Genomic DNA, 22,589 nt, shown 5'->3' with positions numbered 1-22,589 from the left:
GACGATTCTGACCTTAGTAGGACTCGCTGGGGTAAGGCCGCTACCGTTGGACAAATTTGGTGTTTTGCAGCGATGGGGTATGGCTCGATGCATACACGTCGATCATCCGGCGCACCTTGCCGAGCAGCTCGTTAATTTGGAAAGGTTTAACCACCATGTCCATTCCTTCCGCGAGAAAACGGTCACGACGCACTGCATTTTCTGCATATCCCGTCATGAACAATACCGGCAGGGTGGGGCGATGAACACGAGCCGCATCGGCTAGCTCACGTCCGGACAATTGCGGTAAGCCGACATCCGTTAGTAACAAATCGATGCTGAGATCTTCCTGCAGTACCGATAGCGCTGTCGCGACATCACCAACCCCGCTGCAGCGGTAGCCCGCTTCCTCCAGCATTTCGGTGACTAACATGCGCACGGCTGGCATGTCTTCAACGATCAACACATGCTCGCCATAGCCCTGCGGCATGTCGTCGTTTGGCTCGGATATGCGGATGGTTTCGCTGGCGGCGGGCAGTACCAGAGTCACTTCTGTGCCCTGACCAACGACGCTGTTAATCCGCGCTTCGCCGCCGGATTGGCGGGCGAAGCCGTAAATCGACGAAAGGCCGAGGCCGGTGCCCTGGCCAAGCGGTTTGGTAGTAAAGAACGGCTCGAAAACTTTGCCAATAACCTCTGGGTCGATGCCGGTACCATCGTCTTTGACACTCAGCGTGACATAGTCGCCATCGGCCAGGTCGGCATTTCCTTCCGATCGCAGTGCCGCGGTTCGGATGGTGATGGTGCCGCCTTGAGGTAGTGCGTCACGCGCATTGATGACGAGGTTGAGCACGGCGCTTTCCAGCTGATTGGCGTCCACCTGGGCGAACATGCCGGCTTCGTAAAGATCCAGGTTCAGCCTGATGCGTTCGCCAATGGTGCGCTGTAACAGTTCTTCGAGAGAGCGAATCTCGTCATTGAGGTCAGCAGGTCGAGAATCCAACGGCTGCTGGCGTGCAAAAGCCAGCAGGCGGTTGGTCATCGAAGCTGCGCTCCGTGCGGAACTCAACGCAGTGTCAGCGAAGCGTAATACCGCGTCGTTACGCCCTTGCTGAAGCCGCTGTTTGAGCAGCTCGATACCGGTAATGATGCCGGTCAGTAGATTGTTGAAGTCATGAGCGATGCCGCCAGTCAATTTGCCCAGCGCATCCATCTTCTGCGCCTGCATCAATTGCGCTTCGGTGCGTACGCGTTCGGCCACTTCACGCGCCAACTCGCTGTTGACGTTATCGAGCTGCTGCAGTTGCGAGCGTTCGCGCTGGAGTTGCTCGGTGACGTCCTCGACGAATATCAGGCCAAGTTCAAACGCGCGATAGGGTGAGAGTTGCCATTTCGTTTCGCGCAGTTCGCCAGCTACGTGCATGGTCAGCGTATCGCTCCAACGCATGCCACTTTCCAAACTTTCGCGCAGCTTTTGCAGCTTGTCTTCCTGGTTTTCCGCGAGGCATGCAATCAATGCCGAAGAATCCCGTCGATCGCCCAGCAGCATTTCGAATGCCTGATTGCTCTCATGGATTTGCAGACGTGTATCGATAACGCCAATTGGTGCTGCCACGTTGGCGAAAATTTCCCGGAAGCGTGCTTCGCTTTCACGCAATGCATGCTCGGTATCGCGAACACGCAACAGCGTGCGCAGCGTAGCGAGGAGCACGTCCGGGTCGACCGGGTGAATGAGATAGGCATCCGCGCCCGCGTCGAGGCCAGTGATCATATCGCCGGTCTGGATCGATGCCGCGGACACGTGAATGACAGGCAGCAACCGCGTGCAGTCATCCGCACGCAATTGTCGGACAATATCGAAGCCGCTCATGTCCGGCAGGTTTACATCGAGAATCAGCGCATCAACCTCATCGTTGGCAATGATGGTCTGACCTTCGAAGCCGGTACCGGCTTCGAGCACGGCATAGCCATGCCGCTCCAGTACCCGACGTATCGCGTAACGCGTAGCAGCATTGTCATCAACCACTAGCAGTCTGGATTTATGCTCCATCGACCGGCTCCGCAGAAATGGCGAGGGGAATAATCACGAAAAACGTCGAGCCAACGCCGGGGGTGCTTTCCAAACCGACGCGACCGCCAAGTAGCCCGGCGAAGCGTTTGCATAGCGACAGACCCAATCCTGTCCCTCGCAGGCGCTTCTGCAGAGGCGAGTCAATCTGCACGAAGTCCTCGAACAAGTTGCCGTGCAGCTCCGCAGGAATACCGATGCCGCTGTCAGTGACGGCGAAGCGGACCTCTCGCTCACCTTCAGGTCGTGCGGAAATGCGCACCTCTCCATGTTGGGTAAACTTCAATGCATTGGAAATGAAGTTGCGCAGAATCTGCGCCAGCTTCTTGTCATCAGTGTAGAGCCGAGGAATGTCTTGCGGCTCCTCAAAAATCAAATCCACCGAATTACCATCGACGATCGGACGAAACATGCCGCGCAAGGCTGCGAACAGGTCGAACATATCGAACCACGCCGGCGAGATGGTGATGCGACCCGCCTCGATTTTCGCCAAGTCGAGGAGATCATCGACCATATCGCTCAGTTCGGAGGCGGCGCCGCTGATGAATACAACCTGTTTGTGTTGCTCGTCGCTTAGCGGACCGTCCAGTTCGTCGCTCAGTAGCCGCGTGATGCTGCGAATCGAGCCCAAGGGCGTGCGGAACTCATGACTCATATAGGACAAAAAGCGGCTTTTCAGATCGGACGCTTGGCGTAGCTGCTCGGCTTGGGTGTCCAACTCGGCATACAGCGCCAGCACGCCCTGGTTGGTTTCTTCGAGCTCAGCGCGCAACGACTCGTTCTCGCTGCGCAGTCTTTCGATCTCTGCGTCGTTATAGACGGTCGAGTCAGTCACGAGACGCCTCCAAGGCAATCACCAAAACAGTCACATCGTCGCGGCCGCGACAAAAATCACGGTGCAACAGGGCTGCAATAAGAGCTGGGTGTCGGTGCACCAAACCAGGATAGTCGCGCAGGTCCCAGCGTGATTGCAGCCCATCGCTGTACATGATCAGCAGATGGTCACCTTCAACGGGATAGTCGAAGGCGCGCGCTTTCCGAAAATGCGAACCGACTATTCCCGGGTGCGAGGCCAGGCCACGACCTTTTTCCGGGCTGAGCAGACTGGCGCCAATGTTGCCGATGCCGGCAAAGCGTAAGGTCTTGAGGCGAGCATCGAACAGCGCGACGGCTGCGGCTCCGCCGCGGGTACCAGACATCGCCTGATGCATGTCAGCAATACTGGTTTCCGGCTCGGCGAAGGGCTCCGCTGCGAATACGATGGCGCCGGCAGCGCTGGCCTCTTGCGCATCTGCTCCGTGACCGATGCCATCTATTACTAGAGCACTGATCCGGTGTTCGTCGATCGCCAAGTGCCACGTGTCGCCACACGCCGGATCGTCAGCCAAGGAATGTTGATTAACTCCAACACGCAAAGGCAGCGCCGAGACGTTGCGTGGATATAGCTGAACGAGCACGGCCGATCCTCGGCTATCCGAGTACGCATCGAAGCACTGCGCCTGTCGCATCAAGGCGCCTAGCCCTGTGCCTTGCGTGCCGCCCGTGGAAAAGCCATCGGTCAGGCATTCGCTGAGGTTAAATCCCGGCCCGCGATCCACCGCAATGATCTCGATACCAAAGCCGGTACTCGCGGGTATCGAGCGCAGGTGCAAAGCACCATGGTGGGCATGCTTGAGTAGGTTGGTAGCCAGCTCCGTGGCTGCCAGCGCGACACGCCCCGCATCGGTGTCGCCGAAATCCAGGCTTTCAGCAAGGCGCTGCGCAACGCGGCGTGCGTGACCTACCTGGCTGCTGTCCTCGATCGGTAATACCGTTGTCAGCGAGCCGTAGAGGTTCATGACCATCTTGTGATACTGATTCGAGTACCAATGCCTGGGGTGCTATCGAGTTCGAACTCATCCACTAGTCGCTTTGCACCGGTCAGCCCGAGTCCGAGACCTCCGCCGGATGTCCAGCCGTCGGTCATGGCCAGTTTTAAGTCGGCTATGCCGGGACCTTCATCGCGGAACGTCAGACGGATACCGGTGCGAGGGCCCTCGTCAATGACTTCCCAATCCATATCGCCGCCGCCGCCGTAGACCACCGTATTACGGGCCAGCTCGCTTACGGCAGTAACCAGTTTCGTTTGGTCGATCAGGCGCATGCCGCAATCCTGTGCCAATCGGCGGGCCGCCTGACGGGCAAGCACCACGTCCTGCTCAAGGCGTACCGGCAAGCTACCGCTGGTGCGAACGGTCATTTTTCGGCCATCCGTTTATGCAGCAGCTGCATACCTCTCTCGACATTCAACGCAGTGCTGACACCCTGCAGCGTCAGGCCTAGTTCGACGAGCGTAATTGCTACCGCCGGCTGCATTCCGACCACTACGGTCTCGGCATCCATGATGCTGGATAGGCCGGAGATCGAGCTGATCATCCGGCCTATAAACGAATCGACCATGTCCAGAGCAGAGATGTCGATCAGTACGGCACGGGCCGAAGTCGCACTGATGCGCTCGGCGAGGTCGTCCTGCAAGGTCATGGCCAGTTGGTCATGCATGTCGACTTGAATGGTGACGAGTAAAAACTCGCCCATTCGCAATATAGGAATACGCTCCATTACACGGCCTTGGTTACAGTGAGGCCGGAGCGGCGTAAGGCCAGTGCCAGCGCATCGGCAAGTGATGCCTTGGTCACGATGCCTTGCAGATCGAGTCCGAGGTGAACGATTGTCTGGGCTATCTGCGGACGTACGCCACTGATAATGCAGTCAGCGCCCATCAGGCGAATCGCCGTGACGGTCTTGAGCAGATGCTGTGCCACCAATGTGTCCACCGTAGGCACGCCAGTGATGTCGATGATGGCTATTTCCGAGCCAGTATCGACGATTCGCTGCAACAACGATTCCATCACCACCTGGGTGCGTTGCGAATCGAGGGTGCCGATCATGGGCAGCGCCAGCACGCCATCCCACAGCTTTACAACCGGCGTGGACAGCTCGAGCAGTTCCTCTTGCTGACGCTTGATCACGGCCTCGCGAGATTTCTGGAATACACGCACCGTGTACAAACCGAGCTCGTCAACCAGTTCGGACAGAGCCCAAAGCTGCTCGGCTAGCAAAGCCGGTTCGTCGGCATACTCTTCCTGCAACAGCGGCATCAGAGTTCGTTTGATCGAAAAGATGAAGCCTGCGGTTTGTTGTGAATCGAAGCCCAGTTGCACTCGGCTATGCGACAGTTTTTCGAGGAACAGACGCATTTCATCCCAGCTAGCGTCCCTGACGTCACCTGAGTTGGTTCTGCCGGCGCCTGCGATCAGAAAGCGAATGAAGTCGGCCGTTTGTTGGCGAAGATCGTCTGTCTTGAGGGTCCGGTACATGCCGCCGGATTCCAATTCAGACGTCCACTTGTTGAGCAGTTCCGTCTGCTTGCTGGCGATGACGTTGAGTGTGCGTTCCTGCAATAAAGCCATTAGCGCTAGTTCCTTGATAGGGCATGCTAGGTTGTTGCATGCGGATAGGATTCTGCTTGGTTGCGGACGTTCCGCTTCCATAACGTGGAATTTTCCGGATTGAACGCCAGCTGCTTATTCAACGGTCAGCGGGCTGCAACTCGCCGAGCACTGAGCTCTAAATAAACGCAAGCGTCTTGAGTAATAACGCTTGATTCAGTCATATGTGATGTGACGATGAGTTGCTTGAGACTGGTGTCTCGCCGAGGTCAGTCTGATCACCTATCGGAACAGCATCACATTTCGCCTCATGTTCACAGCTCGGTCAAGGATCATAACCCCCTTTTTTCTGACGCCAGGGTTCGCAACAACCTAGTGGGATGAAGGGCGCCAACACATCCGCCGCGCTCGTTACGCCAGGCTGAGGGTAACGTTCTTCGCAACGAGCACACCTTTGTCTATTTGATTTTTCAAAGGCTCGCTGAATGACCGCCTGGCAGATGGTCATTTTCTTCGCTTTAGAAAGCTGTTTTTGGAACGATGAACTAGCACGATGAAATGTGTTTTGAAGGTTAGCGGCCTTCATTCGGTTATCATGCCAAAATGATGGCACTTAGCCCTTATTGACTGTTCGGTCAAGCTTCGCATCCTTTTCAGGAACCCAGGCCATGCTGGTTGGTAGCTATAACAACATCCTCGTGTTTTTCTCGTTCGTTGTCGCTGTGCTTGCCTCCTATACCGCGCTGGACATGGCTGGACGGGTCGCAACGGCCGAGGGTCGCGCTGCCCGGCTGTGGTTGATCGGCGGCGCATTCTCCATGGGGTTGGGTATCTGGTCGATGCATTTCATCGGCATGCTGGCCTTCAGTCTGCCGATTCCGCTTGGCTATGATCCGCTGATAACCGCCGGCTCTCTGGTCATTTCCATCGCGGCGTCGGCAATCGCGCTCTGGCTGGTTTGTCAGCGGGCACTGCCCTGGGTGCGTTTGGCGCAAGGCGCGATTCTGATCGGTTCCGGCATTGCTGCGATGCATTACAGCGGTATGGCCGCGCTGCGCATGCAGCCGGGAATCGTCTATCACGCTGGCTGGCTGATTGCCTCGGTGGTGGTGGCGATTCTGGCATCCGCTGCTGCGCTGTGGCTGGCATTTCGCCTGCGCGCGAACGTGTCGCATCTGAAGCTCTGGCGAGGAATGGCCGCGCTGGTAATGGGGCTTGCGATTGCCGGCATGCACTACACCGGGATGGCTGCGGCGAGCTTTCCTGAAGGTAGTTTCTGCAGCGCTTCCAATACCGGCGTGGACACCAACTGGCTGGCACTGCTGGTTATCGTTCTGACCCTGGGCGTGCTGGCTATTACGCTGATCGTCTCGGTTTTGGACGGCCGCTTGCAGGCGCGCACCTCGATACTCGCCAGCTCGCTGGAAAAGGCCAATAGTGAGCTGATCCAATTGGCGCTTCATGACAATCTGACCCGGCTGCCCAACCGCCTGTTGCTAGAGGATCGCTTGAGTCAGTCGCTCAGGATCGCCGAGCGCGAGCGCTCCTGCTTCGCCGTGATGTTCATGGACCTGGACGGTTTCAAGGCCGTCAACGATGCTTACGGCCACCACATCGGCGATGAACTGCTGGTCAGCGTTACCGAGCGGCTGCGTTCGTGCATTCGTGCTCAGGACACGCTGGCGCGGCTTGGCGGAGACGAGTTCGTGTTGCTGGCATCGATCGCCGGTCCGGATGATGCGGCGACACTGGCTGACAAGTTAGTGCAGAGCATCGATGAATCTTTTGTGCTGTCGCGTTATGAGTTGCGTGTTTCGCTCAGCATCGGCATCGCAGTGTATCCGGGTGATGGCGAGACCGAACGTGACCTGCTGCTGCATGCCGATGCGGCCATGTACCACACCAAAAGCGCCGGCCGGAACGGTTACAGCTTCTTTGAAGCATCGATGAATGCCAACGCTGCCGAGCAGCTACAGCTGCTGCATGATCTGAAAATGGCCGAATCGCACGGTGAGCTGCGCCTGCATTACCAGCCAAAATTCGAGGCGCCGGATGGCCCCGTGCGAGGCTTTGAGGCGCTGTTGCGCTGGGAACACCCACAGCGCGGCTTGCTCTACCCTGACGCATTTTTGCCCCTGGCTGAAAAAACCGGTCTGATCGTACCGATGGGCAAATGGGTGTTGGACGAGGCATGCCGGCAATTACACGAATGGCACCTACAGGGCTTCTGCCACTGGACCATCGCGGTCAACCTTTCCGCCGTGCAATTCGAACAGCCGGATCTGCTCGGTGTGGTGGCCGAGGCCATCGGTCGCCATTCCATCCCACCGACGATGCTGACCGTCGAAGTCACCGAAACCGTTGCCATGCGCAATCCGGAAACCACCATTGAAACGCTGAAAAGGCTCACTGAACTTGGCGTAAAGGCATCCATCGACGATTTCGGCACTGGTTATTCGAGCCTGCTCTATCTCAAACGTCTGCCAGCCAGTGAGCTGAAGATCGATCGTGCTTTCGTCAAGGAGATGAGCGCCGGCAACGAGGACGCAATGATCGTGTCGGCGATCATTGCGTTGGGCAAGGCGCTGGGGCTGGAAATCGTCGCCGAGGGCGTGGAGACCGAAGAGCAACAGGAATTTCTTACGGGTCTCGGTTGTGAAACGCTGCAGGGCTTCTTGCTCGATCGGCCAATGACAGCTGGCCAAATCCTTGAGCGCGTCGGACAGACGCGACCAGGGCTGTCGGCAACCACCGCCGTCGAACCAAAGATATTGGTGCCCAGCTAAATCCCTTTAGAAAAAGCCTGGCCCGTCAGAACCAGCGGTCGTTGCGCTTGCGGCCACGGGTCATGGCTGGAAGGATCAATCCAGCCAGCAAACCTGCGCCGGCAATGCTGCCGCCGTAGACCATGTAGCGCATCAGGACCTGATTGTTCTCATCGCCGAGGCGTGCCTGGGCGTCGCGCAGTTCCGATTCGGTGACGGTGAGGGCTTCGTCGAGAGCTTTGCGGCGCGCTTCAAGCTCGTCGATCAGCGCCTTGCGTGAATCAAGCGTCTCCTGCATGCCCAGCACCCGAGCCTTCCAGTTGTCGTCGATGGTTTTCAGTTCTTCGCTGAGTTCGACGACCTTTTGCTCCAGTTCCGGCAGTCGCTCCGCCTGGCCGGGCATGTCTTGTAGATCACTGCTGCGGATCCAGACCCGGTCGCCATTTTCGCCGCGAACCTGACTGTAGTCGCCCTGGGTGTCGAGTAGTTCGACCTTCTCCCCAGACGTGAGGCTGCCGACGATGCGATAGCCGTCGGTCGGACCGCTGCGTACGTAGGTGTTCAGGCTGTCGCTGACCCAGCGTTCGTTGACCGCTTGCTGGGCCTGAGCGGGCACTATGAACGCCAGCAGCGTGCCGAACAGGCCCGCACGGAAAGCCTGACGCTGCGTGGTGGACCCGGAAACACGGGAAAGAAGTGCAACGAGATGACGGGATATGGGCATGGTGGTCTTCATGTGGACTGAAAATGAAGGCCCCGGTGAACGGGCCGGAAAAATGAACCTGGCCTGGCGATGTTCCGCCAGCTGGCTGCAACAGGGCAGTCTCAACGTCTATGGGATACGGGCTGTTCGCGAGGGGGAGATGCCTTCTCCCGTTAATGGGCGCATGGCCCATCAGCCGTCGTCCCTGTGATCCTGCAGCAGGAGAGACAGCGCGACGCTCACAAAGTTCACTAAAATTTCATACGGTTGTGCATGGCTGCCTGAGCGAAGACCGCTCGGCAATCACCGTTTCGCAGTCAGGTTCGTTCATAGCAGGTTGACGCGATGCGCACGGACCATTATTCGTTCCTGCCGAAAGCGAGTCTCCAGCGAGGATCGATAATCCTGCCACCACGCCCGATCGAGCTTGGGCGCCATCACTTCATAAATCACCAGATCGTCCCGTACGGCATGTTCGCCGTCCTCCAGCCAGAGCCCATCGACCGGCGCTCGGGTATAGGCAGTCAATCCGCCGAAGCGTTCGATCAGTTCGCGGCGAACGTCACTGAATAGTGCTTTGGGCAGCGGCCGATCGTCGTTGTCATATAGAGGAAGCAAAAGCTGGATCAGATGCATGGCGGACCCCGGAGCAGAATGGCTTCGTCACTTCGACCACAAGCGTCGCCTCGCGACGCCCTGAAGGATCGACTCCTGTTTGGCGGTGTCGACTGGTTGCAAGGCTGCATCATCCGGAAGCCGGGCACCGACCATGGCGGAAGAGACACTTCAGACAAACGACGCGCTCTCGGTGCCGGCGGCACCCTGGGAACTTCACGGCTCGGCATGCCTGTCGCTTTGGCGTGCTCGGGCTGCCGAGCTGCCAGTAGCCGCAGCCGGCATCCCTTATATCAGCGTTGCGGGTCATGTACTGGTCGCCACGGTGTTTGCAACTTATAGCGGGGGCACGCTGCGGTACGACGAATTGGCGACTGTAGTGCTGGTACGCGGCAGAGGCTTGCTCATGCCCGCGGGTATGGTGAAGGACATCTGGGTCAATGACCCGATCGCCGCTGCCGGTGGTCGCCATCTGTGGCACATCCCTAAGAAAATTGCCCGTTTCGAAACCGAGTGTCGCGATGACGAACAAAGCTTTACGGGCCGAATGTTCATCACCGACGAAAGGATGGCCTCATTACAGTTCGACCCTAAGACGGCACTTCCAGGCCGGCTGGCAGTCAGCGGTTTCGTCATCCAGCCGGGGCGGGGAGGGCCGTTGCGCACACGTTGCGCTGTTGCTGGGAAAATCTTGGTGGGGCGAGCGCGCTGGGAGTTCGCCGCGTCGAGCCCGCTCGGTTTCTTGTATGGGCGCAAGCCGTTATTGAGCATCCGGGTTTGTGAGTTGCAGGCGAGTTTCGGCGTCTAGAAACCGGCACCGTCATCACGCTTTCGCACCAGCTTGGTGAGCCCGCCCGGTACCGGTGTCGGGTGCGCCAGTCGAACCAGCTTGCCTTGGTCGGCCAATATCGCCTCGGCGGCAAGTGCGCCGGCACGGGTGGCGCTCTCCATACAGAAGGGCAGGCCGGTGTCGACCCAGTCGCCCGCGAGGAATACACCTTTTTCAAGACGAGTAGCGGGCCGCGCGGTTTCCACGCCAGGTCGCGCGCAAGGAATCGACATTGGAATGTGGTGCACCGACGAGGCAACCAACCGCGCCTGATGAACTTCCGGCACGAAGTCGCCAATCTCGCCGATGGTTGCCTCGATGATCGCTTGATCCGACAGGCCAGCCGTGCGGTGGCTCCAGATGATGTTCGTAGCGATCATCGCTCCGGCTCCGGGCAAGCTCGGGCGAATATTCGCCAGGTCGTAGAAATCAGTGTTCAAGCTCTCCGGTGACCATGGCCTCGCCCAGAACCGCGCCGTGGTGAGTGCACGGTCGAACCAGAGGTAGCAGCTTATATAGGGGCTGGGTTCGAAGCGTCCGGCAACCGCAACCAGCGGATGCTCTTCTGGCAGCAGGCCGCTGATGGAGGTGGGCGGAACCGCGAGAACTACCGCTGACGCGGGGATAACCGTACCGTCGGCAAGCGTTACGCCTGCGACGATATCGTCTCGCCGATGAAGGCCAGCGGCGGCGCAGCTGAATCTGACTTCGCCCCCGTGGCGCTCCAGGCAACGAATCGCCGGCCAAGCATAGAGATCGCTCAACCCGACCTTCGGAAAACCAAATGCAAGGTCGTTATGGCCGAGCCCTTGCGCCAAGAGGCGCATCAGCGATGCGGCCGAGCACTGCTCGACTGGCAGATTGAGTATCGCCATCGAGGCCGAGGCCCAGAACCAGTCGATGAAGCTCGGGCTGACGCCGTTATCGAGCAGATACTGACGCCCGGTACGGTCGTCGAGGGCCATCAGTTCGCTGGGCGAGCTGCGCATGGTGCGCCAGGCCAGCGGAACGTTGCTGAGCAGCCGACGCAACGGGACGCTAGGCAGGACCTGCGGCAGGTTACGCATGTAATGCAGGGGCGCTGGCAGACCACCGACCTTGAAGCGGATGTGTCGATGCTTGTCGAGAACGGTCAGCAACTCTTCTGTCTGCCAGCAGACCTGATCGGACGTGCCGAGGCGTTCGAGCATCGCCAGCATGTTCGGATATTTGTTCAGCAATACATGCGGGCCAATATCGACGCTGTCGCCGGTGGCCGGATCGGCCCAGCTCCTGGCTCGCCCGCCGGGCACATCGCTGGCCTCCAGCATCAGCACGCGTTGCCCGGCTTCAGCCAACAACGATGCACACGACAGACCGGCAATGCCGGAACCGACAACAACCACATCGAACGGCGGGTCGGCAGATCGGGATATTTGGGTCATGAAACCGGGCGGCCTCGCCTTGTCGGTGAGTGATGTCGAGGAGTGGGTGCTACTGGCCGAGCAGGCCAGAAGCAGCAGACAGCACATGTGTGGCAGCCGCGCATCGGCGGTTGTTCCCACGACCAGCCGGCCGGCACCGATTACTGGCGCATCGGCAGGGCAGACGAATCGATGGGTGGGTGCGAATTCAGCCGGTTCGATGCGTGTCCAACGGCCACAGTTATTGCATGGAGGTCGTCCAATGGAGTCGCCAAGCCCTTCGGTGTCAGCCCTACAGAAAGCCCAGGACATCACGTCACGCTGGTCGGACGGGGAGCTGGGTGCGGACGAGGCGCAACATGCACTCAAATCGTTGTTCGACCAATGGCAGCCCGGCACTCCGGAAAATGGCATCGACGAAGCCGCCGAGACTGCGCTCACCGCATCACGCATCGCCTTTCATGACTGGCTGCAGCGCGGCGAGAATTGTGAGGAACTGGTAATGCAACTTCGCTGGATTCTCGATCCGTCGAAGGATGGCCATGACGATTCTGCACTCAATGTGTACGCGCCGCACCGTCCTTCATCGTCTCAGTAGCACCGCCACCGTTATTGCCAATACCAGCGAAACGGCTTTCCAGAACAACACCGGGTTGCGTTCCATCAGTGGTGGCCGGGCTTTGTTGAGAAAGGCCTGGTTGGGCTGGCGCAGCTCGAACACGAACTCAGACAGGTCCTCGTAGCGCTTGTATGGGTCGGTGTGCAGCGCTTTGCGCAGCACATCGTCGATCCATGCCGGTACCTCGCGGTCATGCGCGCGGATCGGGCTGTAGCTGAGCTTGTTCTGCGCCGCGCGGGTGCGACAGCGGGCGACTGCGGTGCCGTAGGGTAGGTGGCCGGTGAGCATCTGATAAGCGATAACCGCCAACGAGAACATATCCGAGCGGGGCGTCCCGCCTTCGCCGAGAAAGTATTCCGGCGCGGTGTATTGAGCGGTGCCGAGCAGATCGCCGCGTTCGATGGGTGAAGCAATCTCCATGATGCCGGCGACACGGGTTGAGCCGAAATCGATGATTTTCACCGTGCCGGTGGTGTCGATCATGATGTTTTCCGGCCGCAGGTCCTGATGCAGCATCTCCAGTCGGTGAAACGCGCGTAGCCCTTTGGCGATCTGCTCGACGATACCGCGAACCGTTTCCAGGTCCGGCCTGGGGTGGTCGATCATCCATTGGGTCAGCGTCTGGCCTTCGACGAACTCGGTCACGCTATAGAGAAAGTTGCGCTTGCGAGTCTGCACACATGGCTTGGCCACATGGGCGCTTTCGATGCGCCGCGCGACCCATTCTTCGGTAAGAAAGCGCTCGAGGTATTGCGCGTCCCGTTGCAGGTCGATTGACGGCGTCTTGATGATCACCGGCGTTTGGCTGTCGTCGTCGGTCGCGAGGTAAACGTGACTACGGCTACTGGCGTGCACTTCGCGAATAATGGTGTAGCCGTCGAACCGGGCTCGCGCGTCGAGAATGGGTGGGAAGGGCAGTTCGGTGAGTTGCAGGTAGAGTTCGTCCGCCGCCCTGATCGGTAGCTCATCGACGCGCACTATCTGTACCGTGAGGTTGTCGTCGCTGCCCTGTTGCAACGCCTGGGCGACGATTTCCCGAGCGGCTGCATCGAGATCTTCCGGACTGCGCGCGATGGCTTCGAGCATGACCGACGCGCTGAGGAATTCGTAGACACCATCGGTTGCCAGAATAAAGGTATCGCCCACCTCGACCTGTTCGGCGCGATAGTCCAGATCCAGCTGTGGATGAATGCCCAGCGCCCGGCTCAGGTAACTCTTGTCTTCCGAGACCCACATCCGATGATCGTTGGTCAGCTGCTCCAGCGCATTGCCCAGGACGCGATAGATGCGTGAGTCGCCAGCATGGAACAGGTGCGCGGTGGTCGATTTGATGACCATGGCGCTGAAGGTGCAGACGTAGCCGCGATCCTTGTCGTAGCGGTATTGACTCTGCTGGCTTTGTGCGTGCAGCCAGGAGTTGGTCGCCATCAGTACGCGTTGCGCCGAGGTCTTTACCGACCAGGCGTCAGAGGTGCAGAAATAGTCGGCAAAGAAGCCGGTGACTGCCGATTCGCTGGCGATATGGCTGACGGCGCTGCTGCTGATGCCGTCGGCGAGCGCGATGGCGATGCCCTTGCTGCTCAGTTGGGGTTCTTTGGGAATGTAGACGCCGTGGAAATCCTGATTGCTTTCCTTGCGACCCTTGTCGGTGTGTTGGCCCACCGAGACCTTGAGTTGACTGCTCATCTGCTGCAATCGACGAGTTCTCTGTAATGAATTCTTAGAGTTAAACAGCAACGTTTCATACATCCTGGCTGTGCGGCGCTTCGCGCGTCTTGCCTGAAGGAGAGATCGTCAACCGTTTTAGTCACCGCAGCCCCTCACCCCAGCCCTCTCTCCGGAGGGGAGAGGGGGCAGTCCGAGCTGGCCAAATCCGATGTGGCTGGGTCAGCGATGCGTAGGAGGTAATTCAGGTACGTTCGGTGGCCGCAGGCTTGTCTCCCTCTCCCCATTGGGGAGAGGGCTGGGGTGAGGGGCGTCGGTGAGCACGGCACATGACGCTTCGATACCCGCGAATACGGCGCCATAACTGCATTCGGTGGGGATAGCCTGGCTCAGCGCACCAGCGCGCGCTTCGGCGCGGTCTTCACATGGGTGGTGTAGAGCGTCAGGCCAGTGAACGCCAAACCGCCCACCAGATTACCCAGCGCGGTGGGGATTTCATTCCAGATCATGTAATCCATGATCGAGAAGTCGCCGCCCATGATCATCGCCGACGGGAAGAGGAACATGTTCACCACCGAATGCTCGAAGCCCATGTAGAAGAAAAGCATCACCGGCATCCACATCGCGATAGCCTTGCCACCCACGGTGGTGGAAATCATCGCGCCCACCACGCCCATCGACACCATCCAATTGCACAGCATGCCGCGTAGGAAGATGGTCGCCCAGCCGGCCGCACCGAACTCTGCATAGCCCAAGGTCCGTGCTTCCCCAATGTGAGAGATTTTTTCGCCGATCACGCCTGGATCGCTCGAAAAGCCGGTAGTGAAGACGAAGGCCATCATGAACGCCACGGTCAACGCCCCAGCGAAGTTGCCGACGAACACCAGGCCCCAATTACGTAGCACGCCGTTGACGGTGACGCCCGGGCGTTTGTCGAGCAGGGCCAGCGGTGCCAACACGAAGACGCCGGTCAGCAGGTCGAAGCCCATCAGGTAAAGCATGATGAAGCCGACAGGAAACATCACCGCGCCCAGCAGCGGTGAGCCGGTCTGGACGGTGACGGTAACTGCGAACACCGCAGCCAGGGCCAGAATCGCGCCGGCCATGAAAGCCCGGATCAGGGTGTCCCGCGTGGACATGAATATCTTGGACTCGCCCGCGTCGACCATCTTGGTGACGAATTCCGAAGGAACCAGGTAGGACATTTTTCGATTCTCTTTGTGTTGGCAAAGCAGGGCTGAGCCTGCCGTTGGCGTATCGCTACTTGTTGTATTGGGCGGCGGTCATGCCGCAGCTATTTCCACCGCATCGCCGTTCAGGCGCACCGGCCAAACCTGCAGGTGCTGTTCCGGATATTCCAGACAGCTGCCGTCGGCCAGGCGGAAGTGCTGCTTGTACAGCGGCGAGGCAATCACCAGATCGCCCTTGAGCTGCCCCAGAATGCCGCGGCCGATGACATTGGCGCCTGATTTCGGGTCCTTGTTGGCGATCGCGAATACCTGTTCGCCGGTCTCGGTATTGGGCAGGTGGAACAGCGCCACCTGCTCGCCATCGACCCAGGCGACCACGCCTGAATTGGCGACCAGATCGCGGCGGCTGCACAGGGCACGCCAGCCGGCGGCTTGAGCGGAATCGACACGTACGGCGTTGGGCTGGCTCATCAGAGCACCTCCTCGGTTACGGGAATCAGGTGAAGTTCATGTGCGTGCACCGGCCGGCGCTGGCCGCGTTCCTTGACGAAGTGGATGTCCGGATCGCCGCGCTGGTCGTTGACGAACGTGCGGAAGCGCTTGAGCTTTTCCGGGTCATTGATGGCGTTGGCCCATTCGCATTCGTAGCGGTCAACCACCAGCTGCATCTGCGCTTCCAGTTCGGCGGCGAGGTTCAGGCTGTCATCGATGATGACGTTCTTGAGGTAGTCGAGGCCGCCTTCCAGGGACTCACGCCAGACCGAGGTGCGTTGCAGTTTGTCCGCGGTGCGGATGTAGAACATCAGGAAACGGTCGATGTAGCGCACCAGGGTTTCGTCATCGAGGTCGGTAGCGAACAGCTCGGCGTGGCGCGGACGCATACCGCCGTTGCCGGCCACGTACAGGTTCCAGCCGTTTTCGGTGGCGATCACGCCGATGTCCTTGCTTTGCGCTTCGGCGCATTCGCGGGTGCAGCCGGAGACGCCGAACTTGATCTTGTGCGGCGAGCGCAGGCCCTTGTAGCGATCCTCCAGACGCAGCGCCATGCCGACGCTGTCCTGCACGCCGTAGCGGCACCAGGTGCTGCCGACACAGGATTTCACCGTGCGCAGCGACTTGCCGTAAGCGTGGCCTGTTTCGAACCCCGCCTCGATCAGCTCGCCCCAGATATCCGGCAGTTCGTGCAGCTGGGCACCGAACAAATCGATGCGCTGGCCGCCGGTGATCTTGGTGTAGAGGTCGTATTTCTTGGCCACGGCACCCAGGGCGATCAACTTGTCCGGCGTGATTTCACCACCGGCGATGCGCGGCACTACGGAGTAGGTGCCGTTCTTCTGCATGTTCGCCATGAAGGTGTCGTTGGTGTCCTGCAGTGGAATCAGGCCTGGATCGGTGATCGGCTTGTTCCAGCAGGAGGCGAGGATCGAACCCACCGCCGGCTTGCAGATGTCGCAGCCAGTGTGGCCGCGGCCATGCTTGGCCAGCAGCTCTTCGAAACTGATGATGCCCTCGACGCGAACGATGCCGTATAGCTCCTGGCGGGTGTGGGCGAAGTGTTCGCAAAGGCTCTTGTCGACCTCGACGCCACGGGCGGTCAGCTCATGCTCGAAGACTTGTTTGAGCAGCGCGCTGCAACCGCCGCAGCCGGTGCCGGCCTTGGTGGCGGCCTTCAACTCGCCGAGGTCGGTGATGCCGGCGTCGACTTGGCAGCACACCGCGCCCTTGCTGACGTTGTGGCAGGAACAGATGGTCGCCGTGTCGGGCAGGGCATCGGCGCCCAAGGTTGGCGCGCCATCGGAGAGCGGCAGGATCAGGCTGGACGGATCGGCCGGCAGCTTGATGCCGTTCTGCGCGTATTGCAGCAGGGTGTCGTAGTAGCTGTTGTCGCCGATCAGCACCGCGCCGATGACGCGCTTGCTGTCTTCGGAGAGCACCAGGCGGCGGTAGCTGGCGTTGGCTTCATCGATGAAACGATAGCTCTTGGCGCCCGGCGTCGCGGCATGTGCATCGCCGATGGAGCCGACATCGACGCCGAGCAGCTTGAGCTTGGTCGACATGTCCGCGCCGCTGAAAGGCTGGTGCGGCTCGCCGGTGAGCAGGGCGGCAAGATTGCGTGCCATGGTGTAGCCCGGTGCGACCAGGCCGAACACCATGCCGTTCCAGGAAGCGCATTCGCCAACGGCGAAGATCGAAGGATCGCTGGTGCGGTAGTCGGCGTCGATCACTACGCCGCCACGCGGGGCTATTTCCAGATCGGCGCTACGGCCAAGCGAATCCTGCGGGCGGATACCGGCGGAGAACACGATAAGGTCGGTCTCAAGGAATTCGCCATCGTTGAAGTTCATCCGGTAGGCGTATTCCTCGCCGATGACGATTTCCTGCGTGGCGCGCGAAAGATGCACGCCGACGCCCAGCGACTCGATACGAGCCTTGAGCGCCTTGCCGCCTTCCTCGTCCAGCTGTACCGGCATCAGGCGGGGCGCGAACTCCACCACATGGGCTTCGAGCCCGAGAGACTTGAGCGCATTGGCCGCTTCCAGGCCGAGCAGCCCGCCACCGACGACGACGCCGCGTTTGGCGTTGCTGGCGGCGGCGCGAATGGCATCGAGGTCATCAAGGGTGCGGTAGACCAGACGCGAGTTACCTTCGGCACCCGGAATCGGCGGCACGAAGGGGTAGGAACCGGTCGCCAGGATCAGCTTGTCGTACGCCTTGCGGCCTTCGCTGGTGACCACTTCCTTGCGCTCGCGGTCGATCTCCAGTACCTGCACGCCGAGATGAATATGCACGCCGTGAGCGGCGTAATAGTCGGCTTCGCACATGGCGAGGGAGTCGGCATCCCGGCCGCCAAAGTATTCGGACAGATGGACACGGTCATAGGCGCGCTGGCGCTCCTCGCCGTACACGTGCAGCTGGTACTGGCCCAGCGCGCCGCGCTCGATCAGTTGCTCGACGCAGTGATGACCCACCATGCCATTGCCGATGATGATCAGTGTTTCACTTTTGATCGGGGTGACGATTGCGTTCATGACCGTTGTCCTCAGTCGAAGCCGTTTCGAGGCGCCGCCAGCAAAAAAGCAAAAAAAAGCCTGGAGCTGTCTGCCAGCTCCAGGCGCCTTTGCCTGGTATTCGGAAATTGGTGGGGTCAGATTCGAGCCGCGTTGCCCGTTTCACCCGTCCCGTGCCGCTTGCGGCTAATGGTCTTCGTTGACCTGCGGGATGCTCTGCCGAATCGATCGGCAGGCTTTGCGGATGACAAAGCATCTAGCGTGCCAGGATCGTCGCGGCCTTCGATCCTGGCTCTATTGGATGGCTGGGAGTACGCAAGGGCGGGCTTTTGCGGGCTGATCGGAGCGACGCGGCGACACGAATCGAGTCTAATCAGCGAGACGGACGGCTGAGCCAAATAGGTGCGACAGCTGCCGTCTGGTCTCTTTTTGGGGCGGCGACGTGATGGCTCGTTATCTGCCTGGTATTCGCCGCAGATAGCGTCTTGTATGTTTTGACTGGAAGGTCCTAAAAGACCTTAACGGCTTGTTCCAGCGCGGCCAACTGAGAACTCCGGTGCATTTTTCCTTCTCGCAATGGACGCGAGGGAGCGAGATTCAGAAATGAGGTCCAGGGCTCGCAAGCCGAACAGAAAAGCGCCCCGGCGTTGCATCGGTTGCTTTACAACGCAGCCATGGGCGCACGGCGATCCGCTCGTTGGGCCAAGCGTATATCAGCGCTGTCTGGATCGCGGCTTGAAAACCATCCAAGTCATGATCATCTTGGCCCGAAAGCGGTTCAGGATTGCATTGCGCTGTCGAAAAAACGGCTCCGCCTATCAGCCGAACATTGCAGGAAATGCTCGCGGGCGAACATAGACTTTCTACAAAAAGCGCCGCGCTAGAGTATTACGGCTGTTCTCCGAGCTGCGGAGAGACAATTCCTTTCCAGCTTCCTTTATCTAACCAGCCCAAGAAACTCGCTGCGGGTGGCGGCGTTCTCGCGGAATTGTCCGAGCATTACCGAGGTGACCATCGAGGAGTTCTGCTTCTCGACACCGCGCATCATCATGCACATATGCTGCGCTTCGATTACTACTGCTACGCCCCAGGCGCCTGTCACCTTCTGGATCGCTTCGGCAATCTCGCGTGTCAGATTCTCTTGGATTTGCAGTCGGCGAGCATACATATCAACGATGCGCGCCACCTTGGAAAGCCCGAGCACTTTGCCGTTAGGCAGGTAGGCTACGTGGGCCTTGCCAATGAATGGGAGCATATGGTGCTCGCATAAGGAGTACAGCTCGATGTTCTTAACCAGCACCATCTCGCTGTTGTCGGAGCTGAACAGCGCGCCGTTGGTGACCTCCTCAAGTGTTTGCTGATAGCCCTTGCACAGGTACTGCATAGCTTTGGCAGCGCGCTTGGGCGTATCGAGCAGGCCCTCGCGGTTGACGTCCTCACCAAGCTGGCCAAGGATCGCGGTGTAATGAGTTTCCAGAGACATTTGACTACCTGTCAGGCTTGCAAAAAAGCGCGAATGCGAAGGTTAGGGACTCAGCTGCTGGGCTGCAAGCAGCACGCCGAAGAATGCGTAGCTGAGCGCGACGGTTATTCGTCACGGCCTTCTAGCATAGTTCGCTTGAGAATGACGTAAACCGCACCGGTACCGCCATGCCGAGGCAGGCATGATGTAAAACCGAGTACCTGGGCGTGCTGGCGTAGCCAGGTGTTGACGTGGCTCTTGATCAGCGGTCTTTTTCCATCGATTCGCGCGGCCTTGCCGTGTGTCACCCGTACGCAGCGGATCTCGAACTTGCAGGCTTCGGCCAGAAAATCCCAGAGCAACTCGCGGGCTTTCTCAACGCTCAGTCCATGCAGGTCGAGGCTACCTTCGAAAGGGATCTGGCCAGCTTTCAGCTTGCGCATCTGGCTGTCCTGGACGCCGTCGCGCACCCAATACAATTCATCTTCCGCGGCAACGTCGATGACGAATTGATCCGAGAGCCCGTCGATGCGGGCCTCGCCGTCATTGATAACTGCGTTCGCTCGTCGAGTGGCTATCTGCGCTTTGTTTCGGCGTGGTTTGCCGGTGTCGGCTCGGTCGTGTTCGATCGGCTTGACACCGCGAACCGCAGATTTGAACAAGGAAAAGTCATCTTCTTGCATGGGGCCTCCGCATTAGCTGGCGATTTTACCCCAAAGGTATTGATCAGCGTTTCCTTCTTAGGCCGGGGGAGAGGCTGAGTCCGCTGGGCTCGCGCAAGTTGCGTCGCACTCGGCGCCTGATTAATGCGCCGATCAATAAAAGGATCAGGCCAAGCACGAGCAGCGTCACGGCAGCCTCGCGATCGAGCGCCATACGGGCGAAGGCTTCGTTGCTACTGAGTAGGGAGGCCGCGCCAAAGGCGGTCAGGAGCGCGCCGACGAGAATCAGCAACAAGCCAAGAAACGCGCCGAAACGCGAACCCCAGCTTCGCCGCTCGCGTGGGCGGAGGCGGCGCGCATCGAAACCGTCGGTTCGTTTCATTCCGGTTACCTCGTCGTGACCAGGGCTATGACCGGGTCTGCCTGGCCAGGTTCATTTGCCTGTCTGGCAACGCTTGATGCCCGGCCTGCTTATGCAAGCGCTCCGACATCGGCGACGCAGACGGCGAAGTTATCCGCAAGAATGGTCATTTCCATGCGATGGACCTGTGCCGCATCGATCGAACCTTCACCCATCGGCAGATCGCGAGTGGCGCAAGCTTTGTCCACCAGCGTACAGCGATAGCCATAATCCTTCGCCGCCCGAACGGTGGTGCTCACACTGGAATGGGTCATGAAACCGCAGACAATAAGGTCGAGACGTCCGTGCTGTTGCAATAGCTCGTGAAGCTTGGTGCCGGCGAACGCGTTGGGCAGCGTTTTGCCTATCACGGCTTCACCAGGCAACGGAGCTGCTTCCGGCATGATCTGCCCGCGCAGGCCCTGGGGATCGAACAGGCCGCCGGGAATGCCAAGATGATGTACATGCACGACCGGCGCTCCAGCCGCGCGGGCAGCGGTCACCAGACTGTTGATCTCCTCCAGCGCCGAGCTCAAGTTCGGTAGCGCGAGAGTTCCTGTCCGATATTCTTCCTGAACGTCGATGACCACAAGGGTCGCATTAGCCAGAGTCGCCGGTGCATAACTGCGGCCACTGAGCTGAAGCATGGTCTGTGGCTTGGACATGACTGACTCCTTGTTGTGAGAGGGGCATGATTGTGGCGCCAGATGACCAAGATGTGAACTGCCCAAACCGATGATTCGTCAGCTGAATCGGCAATAACGGGCGATAGGCCAGTATTGCGGTCGCATAAGTCTGAGAAACCCGACCTGCCTTCGGCTAAACTTTCGCGCTTTTGACAGGAGATGCCGACGTGACCGCTTCGCCTTCCCGCTTGCGCACCTTGCGTGACCATATTCGCTGGGCTGTCAGCCGTTTCCATGCCGAGCAATTATTTTTTGGCCACGGCACCGACAATGCCTGGGACGAGGCGCGCCAGTTAGTGCTCGGCGCTCTGCACCTGCCTTGGGAAATCACCGATAGCTATCTGGATTGCCGTCTGGAGGATGACGAGCGCGAGCATCTGCAGAACTTGCTGCGCCGTCGGATCGAGCAACGCGTGCCCACCGCCTACCTGCTTGGTCAATCCTGGTTTTGCGGACTACCGTTCATTGTCGATGAGCGTGTACTGATTCCACGCTCACCCATTGGCGAGCTGATCGAACGACGTTTCGAACCTTGGTTGGCGCGGAGTCCGACACGGATTCTGGACATGTGTACTGGCTCCGGCTGCATCGGCATTGCCTGCGCCTACGAGTTTCTCGATGCTGAAGTGGTGCTGGCTGATCTGTCTTTCGAGGCGCTCGAAGTGGCCAGTCGCAACATAGAACAGCACGGTCTGGAAGAGCGTGTGTATACCGTGCAAAGCGACGGATTCGATGGGTTGCCCAAGCAGCGCTTCGATCTGATCGTCTCCAACCCTCCCTACGTGGATGCGGAAGACTTCGCCGACATGCCCGATGAGTATCATCACGAACCCGCCTTGGGATTGGCGTGTGGTGACGATGGCCTGGATCTGGTACGGCGGATGCTGGCTGAGGCAGCAGATCACCTGACCGACACCGGCACGCTTATCGTCGAGGTCGGTAACAGTCAGGTGCATGTCGAGGCGCTTTATCCGGAGGTGGATTTCACTTGGCTGGAATTCACCGCGGGCGGGCATGGCGTGTTTCTGCTCGCCGCAAGCCAGTGCCGTGAGCACCAGGCGTTGTTTCGCGCGCGGCTCAAACGGTAAAAGGCAGGGAGGCACTCGA

At 59.3% G+C, this 22,589-nt stretch carries 21 protein-coding genes; 4 read left to right on the top strand and 17 right to left on the bottom strand.

Annotated features, from left to right (window positions below; genetic code table 11):
* Positions 1-40 precede the first annotated feature (40 nt).
* The 6 genes from D7241_RS08380 to D7241_RS08355 are packed head-to-tail and all read right to left on the bottom strand — an operon-like array spanning position 41 to position 5,496.
* Positions 41-2,029: a response regulator gene (locus D7241_RS08380; protein WP_408101091.1), complete on the bottom strand. Its 1,989-nt coding sequence runs from the start codon at positions 2,027-2,029 to the stop codon at positions 41-43.
* Entirely contained in the window at positions 2,019-2,882 is an 864-nt protein-coding gene (locus D7241_RS08375) for a sensor histidine kinase (protein WP_408101090.1), read from the bottom strand. The genes D7241_RS08380 and D7241_RS08375 overlap by 11 nt, the downstream gene beginning before the upstream one ends.
* Positions 2,875-3,885 carry an ATP-binding protein gene (locus D7241_RS08370; RefSeq protein WP_408101089.1) on the bottom strand — a complete coding sequence of 337 codons (1,011 nt, stop codon included), beginning with the start codon at positions 3,883-3,885 and terminating at the stop codon, positions 2,875-2,877. Before D7241_RS08370 ends, D7241_RS08375 begins: the two co-directional genes overlap by 8 nt.
* On the bottom strand, positions 3,882-4,286 hold the full coding sequence (locus D7241_RS08365; RefSeq protein WP_255976680.1) for an anti-sigma regulatory factor: 405 nt from the start codon (positions 4,284-4,286) through the stop codon (positions 3,882-3,884). The genes D7241_RS08370 and D7241_RS08365 overlap by 4 nt, the downstream gene beginning before the upstream one ends.
* The gene (locus tag D7241_RS08360; RefSeq protein ID WP_408101088.1) at positions 4,283-4,645 is read right to left on the bottom strand and encodes an STAS domain-containing protein; all 363 of its coding nucleotides are present in this window, start codon (positions 4,643-4,645) and stop codon (positions 4,283-4,285) included. Before D7241_RS08360 ends, D7241_RS08365 begins: the two co-directional genes overlap by 4 nt.
* The gene (locus D7241_RS08355) at positions 4,645-5,496 is read right to left on the bottom strand and encodes an STAS domain-containing protein (protein WP_408101087.1); all 852 of its coding nucleotides are present in this window, start codon (positions 5,494-5,496) and stop codon (positions 4,645-4,647) included. Before D7241_RS08355 ends, D7241_RS08360 begins: the two co-directional genes overlap by 1 nt.
* Before the next feature lie 647 nt (positions 5,497-6,143).
* On the opposite strand from D7241_RS08355, the gene D7241_RS08350 reads away from it, so the two are divergent.
* Positions 6,144-8,261 (top strand): putative bifunctional diguanylate cyclase/phosphodiesterase, encoded by a 2,118-nt coding sequence (locus tag D7241_RS08350; protein WP_408101086.1) that lies wholly within the window; start codon positions 6,144-6,146, stop codon positions 8,259-8,261.
* A 25-nt stretch (positions 8,262-8,286) separates the two neighbouring features.
* On the opposite strand, the gene D7241_RS08345 is transcribed toward D7241_RS08350, so the two are convergent.
* Positions 8,287-8,964 (bottom strand): TIGR04211 family SH3 domain-containing protein, encoded by a 678-nt coding sequence (locus D7241_RS08345; protein ID WP_408101085.1) that lies wholly within the window; start codon positions 8,962-8,964, stop codon positions 8,287-8,289.
* A gap of 306 nt (positions 8,965-9,270) precedes the next feature.
* Positions 9,271-9,579, bottom strand: coding sequence for a hypothetical protein (locus D7241_RS08340; protein WP_408101084.1), 309 nt, complete (start codon positions 9,577-9,579; stop codon positions 9,271-9,273).
* Between the two features lie 133 nt (positions 9,580-9,712).
* Between D7241_RS08340 and D7241_RS08335 the strand changes: the two genes are divergently transcribed.
* Positions 9,713-10,366, top strand: a complete 654-nt coding sequence (locus tag D7241_RS08335; RefSeq protein ID WP_408101083.1) for an acetoacetate decarboxylase family protein — start codon at positions 9,713-9,715, stop codon at positions 10,364-10,366.
* Here D7241_RS08335 and D7241_RS08330 read toward each other — a convergent pair.
* Positions 10,363-11,811: an FAD-dependent oxidoreductase gene (locus D7241_RS08330; protein ID WP_408101082.1), complete on the bottom strand. Its 1,449-nt coding sequence runs from the start codon at positions 11,809-11,811 to the stop codon at positions 10,363-10,365. The two genes, D7241_RS08335 and D7241_RS08330, sit on opposite strands and share 4 nt — an antisense overlap.
* 241 nt (positions 11,812-12,052) lie before the next feature.
* Here D7241_RS08330 and D7241_RS08325 point away from each other — a divergent pair, with 241 nt between their 5' ends.
* Entirely contained in the window at positions 12,053-12,388 is a 336-nt protein-coding gene (locus D7241_RS08325; RefSeq protein WP_408101081.1) for a hypothetical protein, read from the top strand.
* Here the strand turns inward: D7241_RS08325 and D7241_RS08320 are convergent.
* The 8 genes from D7241_RS08320 to D7241_RS08285 all read right to left on the bottom strand — a co-directional run bounded on the left by D7241_RS08320 (position 12,374) and on the right by D7241_RS08285 (position 21,461).
* Positions 12,374-14,095, bottom strand: a complete 1,722-nt coding sequence (locus tag D7241_RS08320) for a protein kinase domain-containing protein (RefSeq protein ID WP_408101080.1) — start codon at positions 14,093-14,095, stop codon at positions 12,374-12,376. The two genes, D7241_RS08325 and D7241_RS08320, sit on opposite strands and share 15 nt — an antisense overlap.
* A gap of 368 nt (positions 14,096-14,463) precedes the next feature.
* Complete coding sequence (locus D7241_RS08315; RefSeq protein ID WP_408101079.1) at positions 14,464-15,279, bottom strand: formate/nitrite transporter family protein; 816 nt, start codon at positions 15,277-15,279, stop codon at positions 14,464-14,466.
* Positions 15,280-15,357: 78 nt separating this feature from the next.
* Positions 15,358-15,735: a nitrite reductase small subunit NirD gene (gene nirD, locus D7241_RS08310; protein ID WP_408101078.1), complete on the bottom strand. Its 378-nt coding sequence runs from the start codon at positions 15,733-15,735 to the stop codon at positions 15,358-15,360.
* Complete coding sequence (nirB, locus tag D7241_RS08305) at positions 15,735-18,293, bottom strand: nitrite reductase large subunit NirB (RefSeq protein WP_408101077.1); 2,559 nt, start codon at positions 18,291-18,293, stop codon at positions 15,735-15,737. Before nirB ends, nirD begins: the two co-directional genes overlap by 1 nt.
* 916 nt (positions 18,294-19,209) lie before the next feature.
* Positions 19,210-19,755, bottom strand: coding sequence for a GTP cyclohydrolase I FolE (folE, locus tag D7241_RS08300; RefSeq protein WP_255976658.1), 546 nt, complete (start codon positions 19,753-19,755; stop codon positions 19,210-19,212).
* 104 nt (positions 19,756-19,859) lie between these two features.
* Positions 19,860-20,417 carry a Smr/MutS family protein gene (locus tag D7241_RS08295; RefSeq protein ID WP_408101076.1) on the bottom strand — a complete coding sequence of 186 codons (558 nt, stop codon included), beginning with the start codon at positions 20,415-20,417 and terminating at the stop codon, positions 19,860-19,862.
* Positions 20,418-20,460: 43 nt separating this feature from the next.
* Positions 20,461-20,778: a hypothetical protein gene (locus D7241_RS08290; protein WP_255976654.1), complete on the bottom strand. Its 318-nt coding sequence runs from the start codon at positions 20,776-20,778 to the stop codon at positions 20,461-20,463.
* A gap of 89 nt (positions 20,779-20,867) precedes the next feature.
* On the bottom strand, positions 20,868-21,461 hold the full coding sequence (locus D7241_RS08285) for a cysteine hydrolase family protein (protein WP_408101075.1): 594 nt from the start codon (positions 21,459-21,461) through the stop codon (positions 20,868-20,870).
* A gap of 188 nt (positions 21,462-21,649) precedes the next feature.
* Between D7241_RS08285 and prmB the strand changes: the two genes are divergently transcribed.
* Positions 21,650-22,570 carry a 50S ribosomal protein L3 N(5)-glutamine methyltransferase gene (gene prmB, locus D7241_RS08280; RefSeq protein ID WP_255976650.1) on the top strand — a complete coding sequence of 307 codons (921 nt, stop codon included), beginning with the start codon at positions 21,650-21,652 and terminating at the stop codon, positions 22,568-22,570.
* The last annotated feature ends 19 nt before the right edge of the window (positions 22,571-22,589 follow it).

It is taken from the genome of Stutzerimonas sp. VN223-3 (assembly GCF_045999685.1).
Lineage (GTDB): Bacteria > Pseudomonadota > Gammaproteobacteria > Pseudomonadales > Pseudomonadaceae > Stutzerimonas > Stutzerimonas stutzeri_AR.
Note: the sequence above shows the minus strand (reverse complement) of the source record. Positions and strands in the feature narration are given on the sequence as shown.

What these genes read in the sequence shown, in the direction of transcription:
- D7241_RS08380 (WP_408101091.1), bottom strand. Translation starts at nt 2,029, where the DNA reads ATGGAGCATAAATCCAGACTGCTAGTGGTTGATGACAATGCTGCTACG.
- D7241_RS08370 (WP_408101089.1), bottom strand. Translation starts at nt 3,885, where the DNA reads ATGAACCTCTACGGCTCGCTGACAACGGTATTACCGATCGAGGACAGC.
- D7241_RS08365 (WP_255976680.1), bottom strand. Translation starts at nt 4,286, where the DNA reads ATGACCGTTCGCACCAGCGGTAGCTTGCCGGTACGCCTTGAGCAGGAC.
- D7241_RS08360 (WP_408101088.1), bottom strand. Translation starts at nt 4,645, where the DNA reads ATGGAGCGTATTCCTATATTGCGAATGGGCGAGTTTTTACTCGTCACC.
- D7241_RS08355 (WP_408101087.1), bottom strand. Translation starts at nt 5,496, where the DNA reads ATGGCTTTATTGCAGGAACGCACACTCAACGTCATCGCCAGCAAGCAG.
- D7241_RS08350 (WP_408101086.1), top strand. Translation starts at nt 6,144, where the DNA reads ATGCTGGTTGGTAGCTATAACAACATCCTCGTGTTTTTCTCGTTCGTT.
- D7241_RS08345 (WP_408101085.1), bottom strand. Translation starts at nt 8,964, where the DNA reads ATGCCCATATCCCGTCATCTCGTTGCACTTCTTTCCCGTGTTTCCGGG.
- D7241_RS08340 (WP_408101084.1), bottom strand. Translation starts at nt 9,579, where the DNA reads ATGCATCTGATCCAGCTTTTGCTTCCTCTATATGACAACGACGATCGG.
- D7241_RS08335 (WP_408101083.1), top strand. Translation starts at nt 9,713, where the DNA reads ATGGCGGAAGAGACACTTCAGACAAACGACGCGCTCTCGGTGCCGGCG.
- D7241_RS08330 (WP_408101082.1), bottom strand. Translation starts at nt 11,811, where the DNA reads ATGACCCAAATATCCCGATCTGCCGACCCGCCGTTCGATGTGGTTGTT.
- D7241_RS08325 (WP_408101081.1), top strand. Translation starts at nt 12,053, where the DNA reads ATGGAGTCGCCAAGCCCTTCGGTGTCAGCCCTACAGAAAGCCCAGGAC.
- D7241_RS08320 (WP_408101080.1), bottom strand. Translation starts at nt 14,095, where the DNA reads ATGAGCAGTCAACTCAAGGTCTCGGTGGGCCAACACACCGACAAGGGT.
- D7241_RS08315 (WP_408101079.1), bottom strand. Translation starts at nt 15,279, where the DNA reads ATGTCCTACCTGGTTCCTTCGGAATTCGTCACCAAGATGGTCGACGCG.
- nirD (WP_408101078.1), bottom strand. Translation starts at nt 15,735, where the DNA reads ATGAGCCAGCCCAACGCCGTACGTGTCGATTCCGCTCAAGCCGCCGGC.
- nirB (WP_408101077.1), bottom strand. Translation starts at nt 18,293, where the DNA reads ATGAACGCAATCGTCACCCCGATCAAAAGTGAAACACTGATCATCATC.
- folE (WP_255976658.1), bottom strand. Translation starts at nt 19,755, where the DNA reads ATGTCTCTGGAAACTCATTACACCGCGATCCTTGGCCAGCTTGGTGAG.
- D7241_RS08295 (WP_408101076.1), bottom strand. Translation starts at nt 20,417, where the DNA reads ATGCAAGAAGATGACTTTTCCTTGTTCAAATCTGCGGTTCGCGGTGTC.
- D7241_RS08290 (WP_255976654.1), bottom strand. Translation starts at nt 20,778, where the DNA reads ATGAAACGAACCGACGGTTTCGATGCGCGCCGCCTCCGCCCACGCGAG.
- D7241_RS08285 (WP_408101075.1), bottom strand. Translation starts at nt 21,461, where the DNA reads ATGTCCAAGCCACAGACCATGCTTCAGCTCAGTGGCCGCAGTTATGCA.